This is a genomic window from Stenotrophomonas terrae (assembly GCF_001431465.1).
GTDB classification, from domain to species: domain Bacteria; phylum Pseudomonadota; class Gammaproteobacteria; order Xanthomonadales; family Xanthomonadaceae; genus Stenotrophomonas; species Stenotrophomonas terrae.
Window position 1 is genome coordinate 176,139 of sequence record NZ_LDJJ01000033.1, and the last position, 16,005, is coordinate 192,143.

The following is a 16,005-nucleotide window of genomic DNA, read 5'->3' on the forward strand; positions in this document are numbered from 1 at the left end:
CCGCGCCTTTGAATCAGTGAGCAGGCGTCCTGCGCACTTCCACGCGCAGGACAACCCGTCGGTTAGGTGCGTAGCAGGCACGTTGTTCGTCCTGGCTGCCGTAACACCCATGCTTTACCAAGGTGCGGCTGCCTGCGCTGGTGGCCTGTGTCATCGCCTGGGGCACACCGCTTCTGATCAACGCGCTGCGCACGCTGTCTGCCCAGCGCTGACCCAGCAGCTGATTGTCTGCTGCCGCGCCAAGCGGATCGGTGTGCCCTTCCACTTCAACCCGGGTGATCTGCGCGTTTTCCCGCTGCAGGTCAGCAAGCACAGACTGGATCTGGCGGTTACCCGCTGAGCTCATGCCATGCCGGCCATCGAAGGCGGTATCTGCCAGCAGCACGAACTCGCGCAGCGTCACCATCGGCGCATCCAGATACGCGTAATGGCGGCACGGCTCCACCTTGGATGCACGCGACAGCAGATGAACCTGCCGCCGCTGACCTTCCAGCTCGGTGGCAGCCAGCGCACGATTCACCGGCAATGGGTGATTACCGCCTTCCTCACGCACTTTGAGGTAGTACGTGGCGCCACCCTTGAATGTAGCGGCATACAGTTCCTCGTTCTTGCCCGAGTAGCTGGGTGCGTCGTTCAGATAGGAACCCAGCATGTGCCGTCCGGGCGCCACGCAGAACGCGGTATAGCCGCCCGGTTTGAGCGCGGTGATGAATTCCCGGTCCAGGTAGATGTTCGCGGCGGAAGCGCCGGAGACGTCTTCCGCACGGTAATAGACAACCTGGGCCTGGTCCTGCCCCACAGCCGAAACCGCTGTGTAGGACCCGCCAAAGACAGGCCGTCCCTGGGCTGATGCCGACTCGCCCACAAGCAATGCGCCGGCTGCAGCGACCAACATAAATGCTGAAACAAGTTTCATTCGATCAACTGCAGCGCAGCACATCCGAACACTCCCGTGCACCCGCGCGCGCAACAAGCACGGCGGGCGTCATTGACTTATGGAGCAGAGATCAACGTCTCTGCGCCATGCTTTGCGCCTTACTCGCGGCGCGCGTATACCTGGATCACCACGCGCCGGTTCGGCGAGTTGCAGGCAATCAGCTGCGCACGATCGCCCAGGCAGTCATCCACCAACAGTTCACGACGGCCTTTGGACTGCACCGTGATCGAACCGACCGACAAGCCACTCTCGATCAGCATCTGCCGCACGGTCTGTGCGCGCAGCAGACCCAGGGTCTCATTGGCGGCATCGCTGCCGATGGGATCGGTGTGACCCACCACGTCGATACGATCAAGCGCGACCCCATCCTTCTCCAGCTCGCTGACGATGGCGGCAACGGCGCGGCGGCCGTCCTCGCGCACATCCTCATAGCTGGCCTTGCCGAATGCGAAAAGAACATCGCTGGACAACGTATAGACCTGCGGTTCCACCGGTGCGACGTGGTTGCAGGCCTTGACCGCAGAAGCGCGCGAGAGCACGTGCGCCTGCCGTGGGCTGCTCACCAACGCACGTTCTGCATCGGCACGCGTCACCGCTGTCGGCAATACTGCACCGGCCTCGCTTACCTTCAGAAAGTAGGTCTTGCCGCCTTCCAAGGTGGTGCGCGGCTGTGCCTTCTTGCCTTCATAACGTGGTGCATCGTCAAGCACCGCATTCAGCCCGTGCGCACCCGGCGCCACGCAGAACACGGTGTAGCCACCCGGTAGCAGGCTGGTGTGGAATTCGTTGTCGATATACACGTGGGCCGTGGTTGCCAAGTGGCCGGCAGTGCCATCGCGATAGTAGACCACCTGGCTCTGGTTGGCAGCCACGGCTGGCACTGCCTGATACGGGTCGGCAAACGCAGATGCCGGAATGGCAGCCTGCGCACTGGTGTAAACAAGCAAAGAAGCCGTCACAGCAACAACCGTGGTCGCCGCGCGTTTCATCGTTCCATTCAAAGACATGCCATGTTCCTTAAGATCGTTTCTTCCGGCCCGCGCCGCTACAGGAAAACGAAGACTCGCTTCCTGTGCGAAGGGGCATCCTTATAAAGACTCTCAGGTGAAACCAGCCACGCGGCGAGCAGCGTGAAAACCTGCCGATGTTGCGAAGCCAGTCACCTCATTGCCGCCAGTATGTTTTTCGCCACGGACTCCATACATAGGGAAAGTCTCAAATTGCACATCGCCGCAACTGTCCGCTGCGATTCGAAGCCAGAGTGTCGCCCAGCAGCAAGCGGCGGCCTGCCATGCCGCGCTCAAGCACCGACCAACACCACTGCGCCGCTACTTGCCCGCGCTCAGCCAACGCACCAGGGAACCGGCGCTCGCGTACTGGCGGACCACGGCCTGGTAGCCATCAAAGCGGCTGGAGACCTCGCCAATCTGGTTGTTGTAGTGCTCGCTTTCCGAAGACAGCACATCCAGCAAGGTACGCCGGCCCAGGTGATACCACTGCTCGTAGAAGGCGCCGCGGATCTTGTCTGACTCCAGCACCAGCCCGCGATACAGGTCGGCGCGGTCGGCCAATGAGCGCGCATCCTGATTGGCAGCGCGGATGCGATGCTCCAGATCCTGCACCTGCTGCTCCGCTCCCATCCAACCGGCCTGCGCACGCTGCCTGGCTGCTTGTTCCGACGCGCGTCCCGAGCCGCCGCGGAAGGCGCTCCACGACAGCGTCAGCCCGGTCTGCCACGCCGACTCGCGCCCATAAATATCTTCACCGGTACTCTTGCTCACCACCCAGTTCACCTGCGGGCGTAGCGCCGAGCGCACCGCGTCGGCTTGCATATCGGCCGAGCGCGCTGATGCCTTGGCCTGCAGCACCGTCGGGTGATGCATGGACTCGCCCAGCAACCAGCTGAGTTCCGGCAAGCGCATTTCCCAGTACTGGGAACCGGGCAAGGACGGCAATGGGCGGTCGCCCACCATCCTGCGCAGGTTGATTTCGATATCGCGGGTCTTGGATTCGGCAGTGCTGCGCGAAGCCTCGGCCTGCAGCAGGCGTGCCCGTGCCTGGGTCAGCTCACTCACCCGGCCGGAGTCCACCGCAACAATGCCTTCCAGCATTTTCACCAACTCGACCATACGGTCGACATAGCGCTGGCTGGTTTCCACCACAATGCGCTGCTTGGCCAATTCGATCAGGTTGGAGGTGACGTCGTAGGCAGAAGATTCCAACTGCGCCTGCACTGCCGAGTCAGCTGCGTCGGCCAGGTGCGAGCGGCTCTCTATGGTTTTACGCACGCGCCCCCAATCAAACAGGGTCGTAGTGATGCCCAGCGTCAGTGACGGATCCGCGGTGCCCGATGCAGCAGTGGCACCAAACTCGCGGGACAGCCCACGTGCACTGATATCCAACTGCGGATAGCGCTGCCCTTTCGCCTCGGCGATGTCCGCCTTGGAAGCGGCGTACTGTGCCAACGCGCCAGCTACAGCCGGGCTACGCCCGGCAGCGGCGTCGACCATGTGCAGGAACATCTCGCGCAGTTCGGCCTCCGGCACCTGGCCTTTGCCTGCGATCACGGCAGCAGCTGCCGTACCGCCCGGGATCGGGGCGGGAACCGCCAGCTGCATTGCCGGCGACGGCACTGAAACAGGCCCAGCCTCCGCTGCAATATTCACAGGAGCAACGTCGGTGGAAACGTCCGGGGCCTGCGGCGGCACAACTGACAGCCGCTCGAACACCAGCAGCTCATCGATGCTCGGTCCCGTCGCAGGCAGCGCCAGACTCTCGCGTACAGACTGCACCACCGCAGAAGGCGTGGTCGCGCTACCTGCGCTGGCGCCCGCAGCGTGCTGCTGCGTTGAAACAGCGGGCACCACGCCGGCACCTATATCACCGACGCTGCTGCGCGGCGCAACACGCTCGAACTGCAGCAGATCATCGTCAGCCTTCGCCTGACCGCTGATCACCGACATGCAGGCCAATGCAATGACCGAAAAAGTAGCAAGCGGCTTGCGCCCCGTGCTTTTTTTATGGACCGCAAAGTCCCTACCGAAACTGCTCATCTGCAACCTCAAATGTTTTCACTCCCTGCATAAGGAAGATTTCTTACCCGGGCAAAAATGGGATTCCAACGAGAGGTTCGGTAATTTCTCCAGCGATATCGCTCAGGACATTTCCGACCAAACGTGCCAATAACCAAGGTGCATGCCGCAATGGCGCCACTTGGAACAAGCTGCCTTGCCCGGCACAGCTTCGATGGGGCGCAAGCATAGAAATACGCGCCCCCCAAATACATGGGACACGTCCTAATTGCATGCCATATGCCAGTTCAAAACTTCTCTGTGCACCATCACTGGCGCACGAGCAATTCCGCGAAAAGAGCGCAAAAATTGCCAGGAAAGACCGTTGAGACCGCAGCCAGGCTGCGTACCACAACAACCCACATCACTTCGCTGAACGTCGCCGATCACTACATCGAGCCACCTCGACCCTTACCGAATCCAGGGGCGTCGATTCTGAATTTCCGGTGGAGGGAATCGCCCGTACCCCGGCGAATATCTTCGGCTACCCGGGCAGAAGAGTGTGAAGTAGAGAACGACTTCGATAAATGAGAATCGACCTGTTTGCCTGCTACGTTCGGGCGTAGATCGCAGCTGCGCCATTGGCAAATAGAAGTGCCAAGAGCATCAACGTGCTCAACCGACGGAAGGATGAAAGTGAAGCAGATAGCTGCCGGTCGATACACGGCCAAGCCCTTCCCCCAGCGGCGAATTGCCTGCTGAAGCGTCACAACAAATGGTTCCTCACCCGACTCCGGGCAGAGTGCCGCCCGTTTCCAGGTCCGGCAGGCAGTGTCATCGTAGCCCGGGTAAGCGCAGCGTACGCGGGACCATGCGGCCAACGATGTTGCCGGTTGCCTACGAACAGCCCCGGGTGCGCTGCGCTTACCCGGGCTACCTCACAGCGGACGACCTTCCATTCTTCATCCTGTCCTGAAGAGAATGCCGGATGCAGCTCCCTTTCTTGAACACGATTGAATCCAAAAATTCCAGCACGCAAGAGAGCTACGCACTCAGCTCATCGGGCCTATTCCTGCCCTTCTTGCCATGGACGCTGTGCCAGCTCACCCACCGATTTGAGTCGAGGAGTGAGCCGGCACAGACGGCCCTGGGTAGTGGAGAGCCGCAGCGCGGCACTCCGTTCACCCATCACTTCAATCAGCCAGCCAACTGCTGGTCAAGCAGATAGCCCGCTTCAAGCGCCCCGGCCGAGTTCCACTGCTGCGCTTCCTGCGGCTGGTTTCCGCCGACGGCCCAGCTGTCCTGCGCATCTGCTTCCAGCGCCCCCTGCAGATCAACAACCGACAGTGGTTCCGCCGCAGCCACCGGCTGTGCAGCACCTTCAGCGAAGAACTCGACAGTGTCCCCGGACAACAAATCCTGCACGGACAAGGGCAGCTCGCTGCTGGTCTTATCCGTCATCGACCTGGTCGCCATAGTTACGTACACCGACCATTCCTCAGACGCGACGCCGATGTTGCCGGCCACATCGAAGGCATGGAAGGTGAACACATGCTCGCCATAGCGCAGATTCTCGCCGCTATAGGTCCAGTTGCCGTCCGCATCAACGGCTGCAAATCCAACCTCTTCACCACCATCAAAAACGATGATGGTCGAGTTCGGCTCCGCCTTGCCGACAAAGGTCGGGCTGCGGTCATCTGTGGTCTGACCGTTCTGCAGATCGCCCGTCCATGCACCAACGTTGTCCCGCACCGCCTCAATGGTCGGGCTGTCCGGGGCAACGGTATCCACACGAATGCTGTAAGCATTGCTGGCCGCACTTTCCGCACCACCTGGACTGACGGCAACTGCGGTGAATGCATGCAAGCCATCAAGCACGGCAACTTCCGTCGTATAGCTCCACCTTCCATTCTCGCCGACGACAACACTGCCAATTACTGCACCGTCCATGCGGATCTCGATGATCTCACCGGCCTTGCCGTTGCCGTTGATCGTCGGATTCGTATCGTCGGTGGTACCACCGGCCTGAAGAATACCGGTGAACTCGCCGACGTCGTCGCGGATATTGGTGATCTTCGGCGTAGTCGGCACCGTGGTATCAACGATGACGTCAAAGGCATCCGAGGGCTGGCTGAGGTTTCCGGCGGCATCCAATGCCTCGACGCTCAGCTTGTGCTCGCCATCAATCAAGCCTGCAGGCGGTTCGAACACCCACTTGCCATCGCTGCCGGCCACCACGCGCCCAAGCTCGGTATCACCGTCCTTGATGATCACGGTGCTGCCCGCCTCGGCGCTGCCGCGGATGGTCGGCTTGGCATCGTCGGTAGTTGCACCCGACGCCAGGTTGCCGGTGCGCGCACCATGGTCGTCGTATACCGCCTCGATCACCGGCTTGTCCGGTGCGATGGTGTCGATGACGATCGCAAAGGGACTCGATGCGGCGCTCATATTGCCCGCCTTGTCTTCTGCAGTAACAGTGAAGGCATGCGCACCATTGAGCAACGGCGGACTCGGCGTGAAGCTCCAGTTGCCCAGCGCATCCACCACCGCATTGCCCAACAGGCTGCCGTTGTCATAGATGTACACGGTGCTGTTGGCCTCGGCCTTACCGGACAGGGCCGGCGTGGTGTCATCGGTGCTCTGCCCCTGGCTCAATGCGCCCTGCGGCGCGCCCACGTCGTCAAATACCTGGACGATGGTCGGGACGCCCGGCGGGGTCACATCGATGCTGAAGTCGAACTCGGAACTGCGCTCGCTTTCGCCGTTGGCGACGGTGGTTACCGTGGCAGTCAGCGCGTGCGGACCGGCACCCAAGGCAACCGGCACAGTGAACGACCACTTCTTGTCGGCGCCAACAAGCGCTTCACCCAGCAATACATCGCCTTCATAGATCTTGACCGTACCGCCAGCGGTAGCCGTGCCGTGCAAGGTCGGGGTGGTGTCGTCGGTCACGCCGCCCTTGGCGATGGCACCGGTGATACTGCCAGCATCATCGGTGGCACCGTCGATGCTGACTTCGAGCTTGGAGGTATCGACAATGAACTCGATGACGTCCGACTTCTGGCTGCTGTTACCCGCCTTGTCCACGACCTGGTAGTTGAGCTTGTGCTGGCCATCAACAAGCACCGGCGACGGGGTGAAGGTCCACGCGCCACTGGCATCGGTCGCGGCGCGGCCGATCTCCACGCCATCGTCATAGATGACGACAGTTGCGTTCGGCTCGGCAGTACCACTGAAGGTCGGCGTGCTGTCATCAGTGGTGGTGCCGCTGGTGATAACACCGGTAATGCTGCCGGCGTCATCCCACAGGGTTGCATCGGCGGGTATCCTTGATGATCACGGTGGTATTGGGGTCAGCGGTACCGCTGAACACCGGCTTGTTGTCGTCGGTGACATCGCCCGGATTCAGGAAGCCCTTCTGGTCACCCTGATCGTCATACACGGTCTCGATCACCGGCGTGTTCGGCACGTCGCTGTTGATCGTGATTACGTACTCATCGGACGGGCCAGAGCTGTTGCCGGCCGGATCCGTCATCACCACTTCGAATGCATGCTCACCCTGATCCAGCGGCTGCTCCGGCGTGAACGACCACGTGCCGTCCTCGCCCACCAGCACTTCGCCGATGACCGTGCCATTGTCGCTGATGGTGACGGTATCACCTGCGTCGCCCTTGCCCGACAGCGTGGGCTTGGTGTCGTCAGTGGTTTCGCCGTTCTTGACCGGGCCGGTGACAGCCCCTTGGTCATCGATGATGCTTTCGATGCCACCATTGGTCGGCGGCGTGGTGTCGACAATGATCACAAACTCATCGGACGGACCACTGCTATTGCCCGTCGGGTCGGTAACCACAACCTCGAAGGAATGCTCGCCTTCTTCCAGCGGGTCTTCCGGGGTGAAGGTCCAGGTGCCGTCGTCGCCAACCTGCACCTCGCCGACGACCTTGCCGTTGTCGATGATGGTCACGGTGTCGCCGGCATCACCCTTGCCCGACAGGGTCGGCTGGCTGTCATCGGTGACGCCGCCATTGTCCACCGGACCGGTGATCGAGCCCTGGTCGTCGTCGATGCTGCCAACGCCGTTGTTGTCCGGCGGGGTGGTATCGACGATCACCACATATTCATCGGACGGCTTGGACGCATTGCCAGCCGGATCTGTGATTACAACTTCAAATACGTGCTCGCCTTCGCTGAGCGGTGCTTCAGGGGTGAACGACCACGTGCCGTCCTCGCCAACCTGCACTTCGCCGATGCACGAGTTTCGAGTTGTATACGTAGTCGCCTGCTGCGTACTCACCAGAAGCATGCATATAGATCAGTAGCGAGCCACTCTGGGTGGTGATGGTAAGCAGGCCGGTGGCGGGATCATACTTTGCCTTGGTTGTCTCGTTGACATTGCTCATCACCAGCGAGTTGCCTGGCGCAACCCGGAACGTTCCACCCTCGAAGCTGATCTGGGTCAGGTACTCATTGCCGTCCAGAGTCAGCTTTGCATCGTTGTCCAGCACGTTGCCAGCGACGCTGTCACCGACTGCCGAGCCGAGCAGGATTTCCGGCATCATCTCCGCCGTTGGCATGTCGATGGCCTCACCGCCCGTCGCCAGCCAATGGAAGGAATAGTCATAGCTGTGTGGGAAAGACAGGAACGAGATCGGGGTGGACTGGATCGGCGTGGCCAGCGTTGCGCTGCCGGTGGGGTTGAGCAGCATCGCCTGCCATTGATCAGCCGTCGCCTGGCTCAGGGAGTTCTGAGCGTCCCCCAGGATGAATACCTGGCTGGGGCCGTTACCGAGCAGATGGTCGGCCTTGATACTGTTCATCGCGGCCTTGATGGCGGTCTCATAGCTTGGGGCGCCATAGCCACCCAGAGCATCCACTGCGGCGATGTACTTGATGTAGTCCGCATCGCTGCTGCTGCTGAATGCGTACTTCACCGGGGTGGTGTTCGCCATGGTCAGCATGGTCAACATGATGGGCGCACCATCTGCAGCAAGCAGGTACTCGCTCGCCAACTTCTTGAGCGCTTCCTTCACCGAGGCGATAGGGGTAGCCATGCTGCCCGAGTTATCAATGACCAGCGTGGTATTGAACTTCACCTCCCCGCTTCCCAGTTCGGACGGATAGTCGTCACCGTTCTGGACCACACTGAAATCAAACCGATCCGATGGCTGGCTGATCTTGCCATCGACGGTCACCGACTCGGCGGTAAGCACATGCGCCCCTTCAGCCAGATTCGCCGCAGGGGTGAATGTCCATTTTCCTTCGGCATCGGCCTGTACGCGGCCAATTTCGACGCCATGGTCCCGGATGATCACCGTACTGCCGGCATCAGCGGTGCCGCTGATATCGGGGCGGTAGTCATCGGTTTCATCGCCAGAAACAAGCAGGCCCGTCTTGCTGCCAATGTCGTCATAGACGCTGTCGATGGTTGGCTTGGTTGCTTGAACCGTATCGATGGTGATGGCGAATGGATCAGAAGCCTCGCTCAGGTTGCCGGCCTTGTCTTCGGCAGTCACGGTGAAGATGTGCGTATCGTCGTTCAGCGGCAGCGCCGGGGTGAACGTCCAGCTGCCATTGGTATCGGCCAGCGTTGAACCCAGCAACTTGCCGTTGTCATGGATGTGCACCGTGCTACCCGCCTCGGCCTTGCCGGACAGGGTTGGCGTGGCGTCATCGGTACGCCCGTCGCGCTCTACCAGGCCCACGACCGCGCCGACATCATCGAGCACCTGCTCGATGCTGGGCTGCAGGGGTGGCGTCAGATCCACCGTCAGATTGAAGGGCTTGCTGCGCTCGCTCTCGCCCTTGGCAACCAACGTGACCGTCGCGTGGAAGGTGTGCGCACCTTCGCTCAGCGCCGGCGGCGTGAACTGCCAGGTGCCGTCCACGTCAGCAGTTACCTGACCCAGCAGTACCGCCCCCTCGTAGATACTGACGATGCCACCCGCCGTGGCAGAGCCGGTCAGTGTGGGGGTGTTGTCATCGGTGACGGCGCCGCTGAATATTGCACCCTGGACGCTGCCTAAATCATCATCCGCGATGAAGATGTTTATCTTCTCCGGGCGTGTATCAACCACAAACTCGAAAGCCGAGGAAGGCTCGCTGGCGTTGCCTGCGCGATCAATCGCGGCATAACTCAGCAGGTGGGTACCGTCGGCCAAGGGCAGGTCCGGGGTGAAGCTCCAGTTGCCATCGGCGTCAACCTTGGCCGTCCCGATCTGCTTCCCCTTGTCGTAGATGATGACGGTGGCATGCGCCTCGGCGGTGCCATCAATGGTTGGCCGATTGTCATCGGTGACCATCTGCTCGCTGATCACACCGGTGATACGGCCTTCGTCATCCAACATGCCGGTGATGAGCGGTGTTTCCGGGACAGACTTGTCTACATGGATCACATACGGCAGGGAGACGTCACTTACATCGCCATCCGGATACTCGTGAATGATGGTGATGACATGACGGCCATCGGCCAGCGGCAGGCGCGGGGTAAAGGACCAGTCACCACTGGCATCCGCAAACACCTGGCCGATCAGCTCCGAGCCGCGATAGATATGTACCAGAACCCCTTCTTCCGCCTTTCCCACCATCTGCGGGCGGCCATCATCGGTGTAGCCACCGTTTTCTATGACGCCCTGGATCAGCCCCTGATCGTCCAGCACAGCCGAAATTTCCGGCAGATCATCAATGCCGAAGACCGCGACGGTCTGCACCACCCCGCCCCCGTTCTCATTCAACGAAACAGAGGTAGATGCAGCACCGGCAACGTTCTCGTCCGCCTGCACTACACCGGCATCCGCAGTCGTCTCTGCTGCAACATCCGAAACATGTGCGCCGATATCAGTGCTCCGTCGCTGCACAGTGACATCTGCCCCGGTTTCAGCAGATTCCTGCCCGGGCGCATGTCCAACCGCATCTTCAAACCGGTCGATCAACACCGGGCTGCTCACGGCACCGGGATACTGCGCTACAGCTGGATGTACGCCTGCATTCGAATCGACCACATCAACCGCATCAGCCTTCACGGTCGTCGCAACGGCAGGTGCGGTGGCATCGGCGTTGAGAGATGCCAGGCCGAGGGGAGCCAGCGCAGGCAACGCCGGGAGCAGGCTCAACGCAACAGGCTCCCCCTGCCCCGCTTCACCGGCGCCGGCCAATCTCAACTTGGCAACGGCCGGGTATTCCTCATACCTGCCTTGACTGCCGATACCCAGCAACTGCGACTGGCCGGCGAAGAAATCCTCGATGGTCAACCAGGCATCCTCGCTACCGGGAACATGCTGCGTGAGCACCAGATCATCGCCTGATCGTTCCACGGTAACGCCTACTGCCGCGCTCTCCTTGTCCGCCTCAGCCAACACGTAACGCGCGCCCTTGATCGCACTGATGCGGGCACGCCCGTCCGCATTCAACGTACTGAAGCCCAGGGAGCCAACCACAGCGTCGCCACTAGCCACCGATATCATCGCAGTCATTGTTTTTTCTCGTTGTTGTCGGATTGCTGAAAACGTAAGGCGAATCCCGGACCGCTTGCGCTACAGGCGCGATCCTTGCCGGCCACGCTTTTCGCACCGGCGGGCTTACGATTTCCCGTGTGAACCCTGGAGGCGCTTCCGTCCTCCCTTCGTCGCCTACGGCTTCGCCGCCGCTGCCGACTCGCAGCAGTCCGACAAGCAGTCGTATCTTCGATAGTTGGTTTCACTCGCAAGAACAGTAGGCGCCATGCCTACCGACAACCATAGGATCGGTCTTAAAAAAAACACGGGCATAGGACATGCTTCCCAAGACAGGGAATAGGCTGTTCGAATCGGAGTGGAGTGAAGATCCATGCGCACGCCCTGCGCGTCCCCACAGTGCCAGCCACCAGTTTCACTGGTGAAAACAATAAGCCGTAGGGCAGCGCGCTTACATAGGGTTTATCTTAAAAACTTCGCGGCAACGGCAGCCATCAGCGCCACCCACGTAAAGTACCGGCAATCGAAGGGTCGACGGGAGCTGCATGTGTTTGATTCGTTCGATCTCAATACCTGCATCAAGCAAGCACCAGATGGTCCCGCTTGCCCGGCCATGCGCGCAGCCCTTCAACTCCAGCGGGTAGAAACGCCTGAATGATGGGCAGTTACAAAACAAACGCCGCACATTTGGGACGAATCCTATTCGTCATGAACCCCGCCGACCGCAGACTTCCGCTCCTCGTCGGGAGCAATTGGCACTTTGCACTCCCGGATTAAAACCCGCCCGTCCCCGCAGGCGGCTCCATCTGGAACTGCAATGACCAACACGACTGCACCGGCTGATGAAGCCGCCGCGATGACCAAAGACCAGATCAACATCGAGGACACCTTGCTGCAAAGCGTGTCCTGGATGTGTGACCACTACGACATGAGTCGCAGCCCGGCGGCCTTGGTTGCCGGCTTGCCGTGGAACGGCGCGCTCTCACCCTCGCTTGCCTTGCAGGCGCTGAGCAATGTCGGCTTGACCGGCGGCGTGGTCAAGCGTGGACTGGCACAACTGCCGGCGCAGGTCATGCCGATGATCCTGCTGCGCAAGCAACAGGGTGGCTGCATTCTGCTTGCGCGCAACGAAGTCCGCGACGAGGAAAACAAGCGCCAGCTGCGTTACACGGTCATTCTTCCCGAAGTTTCCGCCGAGCCGGTGGATATTTCGCACGAAGACCTGGATGCGATTTATTCCGGTCACGCCATCCTGGTGAAGCCGCGTGCGCACGTGGACAACCGTGCCGGCGACGTGCTGCCCCAAGCAAAGGGCCACTGGCTGTTCAGTACCTTGTGGCGCTACCGCCGCTATTACCGCAGTGCCGCCATCGCTGCGGTACTGGCCAACGTACTGGCACTGGCCAGCATCTTCTTCACCATGAACGTCTATGACCGCGTGGTGCCCAACCAGGCTTTCGTGACGCTGTGGTCGCTGGGTATTGGCGTGATCATCGCGATGGTGTTTGAAGCGGTGATCCGCTTCGTGCGTGCGCACCTGTTGGACGTCGCCGCCAAGAAGGCCGACCTGGTACTGGGCGCAATGCTGTTCCGCCAGGCCTTATCGGTGAAGATGGAGCACAAGCCGGCCTCCTCCGGTGCGTTTGCCAATCAGCTGCGCGAATTTGAATCCGTGCGCGATTTCGCCACCTCGGCAACGCTGGCGGCGATCTCCGACCTGCCCTTCGTGCTGATGTTTGTTGGCGTCATCTTCGCCATCGGCGGCCCGCTGGGCTGGATCCCACTGCTGATCCTGCCGCTGATCGTCATCATTTCGGTCAGCATCCAGTGGCCGCTGGCACGCGTCATGAAAGAGAACCTGCGCGAGTCCTCACTCAAGCAGGGCGTGCTGATCGAATCCATCGAAGGCATGGAGACGCTCAAGTCCACCGGCGGCAGCGCCAACATGCAGCGCCGCTGGCAGCACTTCAGCGCTTTGCAGTCGGCCACGTCGATGAAGTCGCGCCGCTTGTCGAGCATTGCCACCGGCACCGTCACCTTGCTGCAGCAGCTGCAGACGGTGGTGCTGGTCATCACCGGCGTGTACCTGATCACCGCCGGCACGCTCAGCATGGGCGCCTTGATCGGCACGGTGATGCTGGCCGGCCGCGCCACCGCGCCGCTGGGCCAGGTGATTGGCCTTGCCGTGCGCTTCCAGCAGGCCAAGGCCGCGCTGGGCTCGTTGAACAAGCTGATGGAAATGCCGCAGGACCGCGACCCGGAGCAGGACTATCTGCCGGTGCCGAACCTGAGTGGGCAGCTCACTCTGAAGAAGATCGGCTTTTCCTATCCCGCACCGCCGATGCAGCCCAATCCGCCGGTACTGACCGATATCGGCGTGTCCATCGCGCCGGGCGAGCGCGTCGCCATTCTCGGCCGCATCGGTAGTGGCAAGTCCACGCTGCTGCGGGTCATGTCGCGCCTGTACTCCCCTACCGAAGGGCAGATCTTCACCGACGGCCTGGATGTCAATCAGATCGATCCGGCCGATTGGCGCAAGGCCGTGGGCTTCGTCAACCAGGAAGCGCGCCTGTTCCATGGCACCTTGCGTGAGAACGTGATGCTGGGCTGTCCGGATGCCAGCGTCGACGAGTTCCTGCGCGTGCTGCGGCTGACCGGCCTGGATCAGTTTGCTGCCTCACATCCGCGCGGTGTCAACCTGCCCATCGGCGAGAACGGTGATGGTGTTTCCGGCGGCCAGCGCCAGCTGATTTCGCTGGCGCGCACCCTGCTGGCAAGGCCGCGCCTGTTGCTGATGGATGAACCCACCAGCGCCATGGACGCACAGACCGAAGCACAGTTCCTGGAGCACCTGCACCGCGCCACCCAGGGCCAGACCCTGGTTGTGGTGACCCACCGCCCCTCCCTGCTCAACCTTGTGGACCGGGTGATCGTGATGGACAACGGCCGCGTCTTCGCTGACGGCCCCAAGGCCAATGTGCTCGCCGCGCTGGGTGCCAATGCAGAGAAGGCGGCCGCCGCGCAGGCTCAGGCTGGCCCCCAGAACAAGGTTCAGGTTCCGGTACCGGCTTCCAGTCCTGCAGCGGCTCCTGCAACTGCAACGGCACCGGCACCGGCACCGGCCATTCAACCCGCACCCATGCGCGTGCGGCACTCCAAATCACCGCAACAGGAGGCTCAGTAATGTTCCCCTGGAAGAAATCCACCAAAGGCGCCGGCTCGATCAGCCCCGCCGATGCCGCGTTCATGGACGATGTCTCCGAGTCGCTACTGGCGCAGACCACGCCGGGTTCACGCCTTGTCACCTACATGATCCTGTTGGTGGTGGCAGTAGGCGTCACGTGGGCACACTTTGCCCGGGTCGAGGAAATCACCAAGGGTGAGGCCAAGATCGTCTCCAAAAGCCGCGAGCAGGTGATCCAGAGCCTGGAAGGCGGCATCCTCGCGGAAATGACGGCACACGAAGGTGACATCGTCGAGAGCGGCCAGGTGCTGCTGAAGATCGACCCAACCCGCGCCAATGCCAGCTACCGCGAAGCGCTCAGCAAGGTCATCTCGCTGAAGGCCACCATTGCCCGCCTGCGCGCCGAAGCGTATGGCGAGGCGCTGGTATTCGATGAGCAGGTAAGCCAGTTCGCCGACGAGGTCGCCAGTGAAACGCGCGCCTTCAACGCCCGTCGCCGTTCCCTGGACGAAGGCATTGCATCGTTGGAGCAGAGCTACGCCCTGTCGATGCGCGAGATCAACCTTGCCCAGCCATTGGCGGCCAAGGGCCTGCTGTCCGATGTCGAGCTGCTGCGCATGCGCCGCCAGGCCAACGACATCCGCTCGCAGATCGTGGAGCGCCGCAACCGTTACCGCTCCGATGCCAACTCCGAGCTGGTCAAGCTGGAGATGGAGCTGTCGCAGACCAGCGAGAATCTGGTCGGCCGCGCCGACGTGGTCGAACGCACCACCATCACCGCGCCTGTGCGTGGCACGGTGAAGAACGTGCGCGTCAATACCGTTGGCGGCGTCATCCAGCCGGGCGAGCACATCCTGGAAATCGTGCCATTGGAAGACCAGCTGCTGGTGGAGGGCAAGATCCGCCCCTCCGATGTTGCCTTCCTGCGCCCGGGGCTGCCGGCCAAGGTGAAGATCACCGCCTATGACTACGGCATCTATGGCGGGCTGGACGGCAAGGTTGAATTGATCAGCCCGGACACCCTGAAAGATGAAGAGAAAGGCGCAGCCGGACGCCCCGACAGCACCTATTACCGGGTGACCGTGCTGACCGACAAGAGTGTGCTGGAAGCCGGTGGCAAAGAGTTGCCGATCATCCCCGGCATGATCGCCTCGGTGGAAATCCGCACCGGCGAAAAGACCGTGCTCGAGTACCTGCTCAAGCCGGTGCTGAAGGCGCGCGAGGCATTCCGCGAGCGTTGATGGGTGATACCGGTACCCGCTTGCGGGTCCCGGGCAAGTGCAGCGCGGTTGGGGCTCCCCAGGTACTCTCCGCCAAGAACGGTACCTCTCAACCGCGCTGCGCTTGCCCGGGCCCCGCAGGCAACCCACCAAAATCTACTTTTTTGTGGGAGCGGCATCAGCCCCGAAGCTCGGATCAATGAAG

8 protein-coding genes are annotated in these 16,005 nt (G+C 61.4%); 2 read left to right on the plus strand and 6 right to left on the minus strand.

Features of this window, described 5'->3' with window-relative positions:
• Nucleotides 1-13: 13 nt before the first annotated feature.
• From ABB27_RS10725 to ABB27_RS10755, 6 genes are all read right to left on the minus strand, one after another.
• Nucleotides 14-799, minus strand: a complete 786-nt coding sequence (locus tag ABB27_RS10725) for an OmpA family protein (protein ID WP_161809643.1) — start codon at nt 797-799, stop codon at nt 14-16.
• Between the two features lie 236 nt (nt 800-1,035).
• Nucleotides 1,036-1,944 carry an OmpA family protein gene (locus ABB27_RS10730; protein WP_083491256.1) on the minus strand — a complete coding sequence of 303 codons (909 nt, stop codon included), beginning with the start codon at nt 1,942-1,944 and terminating at the stop codon, nt 1,036-1,038.
• Between the two features lie 321 nt (nt 1,945-2,265).
• Nucleotides 2,266-3,900 (minus strand): TolC family protein, encoded by a 1,635-nt coding sequence (locus ABB27_RS10735; protein ID WP_057628697.1) that lies wholly within the window; start codon nt 3,898-3,900, stop codon nt 2,266-2,268.
• Between the two features lie 1,245 nt (nt 3,901-5,145).
• Entirely contained in the window at nt 5,146-7,275 is a 2,130-nt protein-coding gene (locus ABB27_RS10745) for an Ig-like domain-containing protein (RefSeq protein ID WP_338061722.1), read from the minus strand.
• Nucleotides 7,247-8,188: an Ig-like domain-containing protein gene (locus ABB27_RS10750; RefSeq protein WP_057628700.1), complete on the minus strand. Its 942-nt coding sequence runs from the start codon at nt 8,186-8,188 to the stop codon at nt 7,247-7,249. Before ABB27_RS10750 ends, ABB27_RS10745 begins: the two co-directional genes overlap by 29 nt.
• Nucleotides 8,148-11,417, minus strand: a complete 3,270-nt coding sequence (locus ABB27_RS10755; protein WP_057628701.1) for an Ig-like domain-containing protein — start codon at nt 11,415-11,417, stop codon at nt 8,148-8,150. The genes ABB27_RS10750 and ABB27_RS10755 overlap by 41 nt, the downstream gene beginning before the upstream one ends.
• A gap of 796 nt (nt 11,418-12,213) precedes the next feature.
• Here ABB27_RS10755 and ABB27_RS10760 point away from each other — a divergent pair.
• Together ABB27_RS10760 and ABB27_RS10765 are read left to right on the plus strand one after the other, a co-directional pair.
• Nucleotides 12,214-14,580, plus strand: coding sequence for a type I secretion system permease/ATPase (locus ABB27_RS10760; RefSeq protein ID WP_057628702.1), 2,367 nt, complete (start codon nt 12,214-12,216; stop codon nt 14,578-14,580).
• Nucleotides 14,580-15,821, plus strand: coding sequence for an HlyD family type I secretion periplasmic adaptor subunit (locus ABB27_RS10765; RefSeq protein WP_057628703.1), 1,242 nt, complete (start codon nt 14,580-14,582; stop codon nt 15,819-15,821). Before ABB27_RS10760 ends, ABB27_RS10765 begins: the two co-directional genes overlap by 1 nt.
• The last annotated feature ends 184 nt before the right edge of the window (nt 15,822-16,005 follow it).

Coding starts and splice junctions, on each gene's coding strand:
- ABB27_RS10730 (WP_083491256.1), bottom strand. CDS start 1,944: ATGTCTTTGAATGGAACGATGAAACGCGCGGCGACCACGGTTGTTGCT.
- ABB27_RS10735 (WP_057628697.1), bottom strand. CDS start 3,900: ATGTCGGTGATCAGCGGTCAGGCGAAGGCTGACGATGATCTGCTGCAG.
- ABB27_RS10755 (WP_057628701.1), bottom strand. CDS start 11,417: ATGACTGCGATGATATCGGTGGCTAGTGGCGACGCTGTGGTTGGCTCC.
- ABB27_RS10760 (WP_057628702.1), top strand. CDS start 12,214: ATGACCAACACGACTGCACCGGCTGATGAAGCCGCCGCGATGACCAAA.
- ABB27_RS10765 (WP_057628703.1), top strand. CDS start 14,580: ATGTTCCCCTGGAAGAAATCCACCAAAGGCGCCGGCTCGATCAGCCCC.